This is a genomic window from Candidatus Zixiibacteriota bacterium, assembly GCA_026397505.1.
Classification (GTDB): Bacteria; Zixibacteria; MSB-5A5; order GN15; family PGXB01; genus JAPLUR01.
In genome coordinates this window covers 1-3,364 of record JAPLUR010000128.1, presented here as the reverse complement: position 1 = coordinate 3,364, position 3,364 = coordinate 1, and the positions used below count along the sequence as shown (strand labels likewise).

3 protein-coding genes are annotated in these 3,364 nt (G+C 49.9%); 2 read left to right on the top strand and 1 reads right to left on the bottom strand.

All coding sequences use genetic code 11. The features are described 5' to 3' along the window. A partial coding sequence (locus tag NT002_13695) for a GDP-mannose 4,6-dehydratase (protein MCX6830313.1) occupies nucleotides 1-861 on the bottom strand: 861 nt, incomplete at its 3' end. Nucleotides 862-1,088: 227 nt separating this feature from the next. On the opposite strand from NT002_13695, the gene NT002_13690 reads away from it, so the two are divergent. Both NT002_13690 and NT002_13685 read left to right on the top strand, forming a co-directional pair. Beyond that, nucleotides 1,089-2,003: a hypothetical protein gene (locus NT002_13690; GenBank protein ID MCX6830312.1), complete on the top strand. Its 915-nt coding sequence runs from the start codon at nucleotides 1,089-1,091 to the stop codon at nucleotides 2,001-2,003. Nucleotides 2,004-2,189: 186 nt separating this feature from the next. Then, nucleotides 2,190-3,101, top strand: coding sequence for a hypothetical protein (locus tag NT002_13685; GenBank protein MCX6830311.1), 912 nt, complete (start codon nucleotides 2,190-2,192; stop codon nucleotides 3,099-3,101). Nucleotides 3,102-3,364: the final 263 nt, after the last annotated feature.

Genomic DNA, 3,364 nt, shown 5'->3' with positions numbered 1-3,364 from the left:
GGAGGCGTCACCCCGAAGCTGGTCCACTTCGGCCGGGCGCACCAGACGGGGATCGGTCACGACGTAGTCATGATAATCAAGATTCAGATAGCCAAACGATACTTCGACAAAGTCTTTGACCGAATGGCTCTTGCCGGTTGCGATCACATAGGTTCCCGGTTCTTCTTTCTGCAGCATCAGCCACATCGCTTTGACATAATCCCCGGCGAATCCCCAGTCACGCTCGGCATCGAGATTTCCCAGAACAAGTTTCTCGGCCAGCCCCAATTTTATCCGGGCGGCGCCATCGGTAATCTTGCGGGTAACAAACTCCAGCCCCCGGCGGGGGGACTCATGGTTGAAAAGAATCCCGGAGCCGGCATGAATCCCATAACTTTCGCGATAATTAATTGTGATAAAATGGCCGTATGCTTTGGCCACGCCATATGGGGAACGGGGATAAAACGGGGTATCCTCGGTCTGGGGAACCTGCCGGACTTTTCCGAACATTTCCGATGAGGACGCCTGATAGAACTTTATTTTCCGGTTGAGGAAACGGATCCCCTCGAGAATCTTGGTCACCCCGAGAGCATCAAATTCGCCGGTGAGAACCGGCTGATTCCATGAGGTCGGCACGAAGGATTGGGCGGCCAGGTTGTAAATCTCATCCGGCTTGATCTCCTCGATAAGATTAATTATCGAAAGCTGGTCGAGAAGGTCGGCCTGATGGAGAGAAATCCGGTGACGGATATGCTCAATCCGGCCGAAAGTTTCGGTTGAGGCGCGGCGAACCATGCCAAAAACCTCATATCCCTTGTCCAAGAGAAATTCGGCCAGATAGGAGCCATCCTGACCTGTAATACCGGTTATTAGAGTACGCATTTTCAGTCTCCTTGACAGTGATAATGGTTGGTGAATCCTCTAAGGTATTTCAGCCGACCTTTACATCTGGTTATCGGCAAATATATAATTTTACACTCTCGTCTGCAAATAGTTTCATACTTCGAAGTGAGGGGCGAAAGGTCTCTTTGACGGGGGCAGTTTTCCTGTATTGGATTTCCGCAACAATCGCGCCTACCTCACGTTATGCTTTATTATAATTGGAGAAAATGATGACTGTAATTAATGAACTGATCGAAGCCCTTGAGGCCGCCCATATCCGATGCCGGGTGGTATCGGTGGCGCATGTCAACGAGCTCAGAGAAAGAATAGAGCAGAGCCGTCGCGAAAAAATCCTTCCCGAACCGGTTGACCGCACCTGTTTTCCCGGTATTGAATATGAACCTGAAAAACAACTTCCGGGGGCGAAGTCAATTATCATCGCCGCTGTCCCCAGTCCCTGCATTCGAAACAGATTCCAGTGGCAGGGGGAAATGCATACTATCCTGATTCCCCCGGCCTATACTGGCGGCGGCGCCAGAGTCCAGAACTTGAAGGATCGGGTGGAGAAAATCCTTGTCCCTCACGGCTACAAAATTGCCAATGCCCCGATACCCAAGAAGCTTCTGGCGGTTTGCAGCGGACTGGGCGAATATGGAAGAAACAATATTTGTTATGTACCGGGGATGGGAAGCTTTATCCAACTGGTGTCACTGTACTCTGATATGCCCTGCCCCGAAGATTTCTGGCGAGAGCCGGTGATGATGTCATCGTGCGGGGATTGTCCGGCCTGTCGGCAGAACTGCCCCACCGGAGCTATCGATGGTGATCGTTTTGCGATCGCCTCGGATCGCTGCCTGACTTTTTTCAACGAAAATTCCGGTTCATTCCCCGACTGGGTTAATCCCTCGTGGTTCGATTGTCTTGTCGGATGTCTTCGATGCCAAATCATCTGCCCGGAGAATGCACCATACTTAAATCAGATTGTCGAGGGTGAATCATTCACCGAAGAGGAAACCGCCCTGCTCCTTACGACGCCGGCACCGGAACAGGTTTCTTCAGAGACCAGGGCCAAACTGGAGCGGCTTGATTTGTTCTACATGGAGATCATTCCCCGGAATCTGAAAGCGGCGCTCGGACAATAATTTCCCCAGGCAGCATTACTTTTTCATAGCGGAGATTTCATACCGCTAAAGTCGAATATTCTCCGCACCCGACAAAAAACCGATCAAACGCTTCTATTGACGAAAAAAGTGATTGCGCCGGCGGCCAATTTATGCAAATTGTTCGCTTAGAGGTGTATAATCATAAATGCTGAGAAGGGAGGCTTCATGATTGAGGCGGCTAATATTCAGGAATTATTAAAAGAAGAAGGTATTCAGAGCCGGGTTGTGCCGGTGGAACGGGTCGCCGACCTGGAGGAGAGAATTGCCAATCATCGGCAGGAGGGGCATTTATCGGCAGAAATAGAACGAAGATATTTCCCCTATATCACTTTTGATCCTCAAAAATACCTTGAGGGTGCCAGATCAATCATTATCGCGTCTATCCCTCGCCCCAGCACTCAGGCTATTTTTGACTGGAAGGGAAAATCGCATCATTTTCTCATCCCGCCGACCTATTCGGGGAATGCCTCCAATTTGGCACGAATTCAGACCGTTCTAAGCGAGCTTCTCTATCACGACGGCTTTTCGGTCGTTCCGGCTCCCCTGCCCAAAAAGCTTCTGGCGGTTTGTAGCGGTTTGGGCGAATACGGGAGAAATAATATCTGCTATGTTCCCGGATTCGGCAGTTATCATCAATTGGTTGCATTCTATACCGGATTACCATGCAGTGAATCATACTGGCGGGAACCGGTAATGATGGCCGTCTGCCGGCATTGCCTCGCCTGTATGCTGGAATGCCCCTCGGGCGCAATCACCGACGAACATTTCGCCCTTCGGGCCGAGCGCTGTATCACCTTTTTCAATGAAAATTCCGGCCCTCTCCCCATCTGGTTTGACCAATCATGGATGGATTGCCTGGCAGGCTGCCTGCACTGCCAGCGGGTCTGCCCGGAAAATGCGAAGTTTATTCACTGGGTGGGCGAAACCGAGATGTTTGCCGAGGAAGAGACAGCTATGCTTCTTCAGGGGCCGGCTGTCTCTGAAGTCCCCGCCGAAACCAAAGCCAAGCTGGAGCGGCTGGAATTGTTTGAAATGGAAATAATCCCTCGCAATCTCCGCATTCTCTTAAAGGAATGATCTGCTTCTTGGTCACGGCCGGCTGATTCAGAGCGGGTGTGATTGGCGACAGTACTTATCCTGTATGACATTGCTGATTGAGAGCCGGTCGATGGCCAATAGACCAAATTGTGCCGACTTTCTTTGGTAATGTCAATATTAGTGTGGAAATTGGTATATCCTTTTTTTCATTTATTTAGGCTGCTTTTTGTATCATGTTTTTGATGGTTTTTATTATTTCATTGTTTCTGTGCCATTTATGATTGAAATAGTTGAATAAAGCA

Bases quoted from the DNA above. Each gene is read 5' to 3' on its own strand.
- NT002_13690 (MCX6830312.1), top strand. From the start codon at position 1,089: ATGATGACTGTAATTAATGAACTGATCGAAGCCCTTGAGGCCGCCCAT.
- NT002_13685 (MCX6830311.1), top strand. From the start codon at position 2,190: ATGATTGAGGCGGCTAATATTCAGGAATTATTAAAAGAAGAAGGTATT.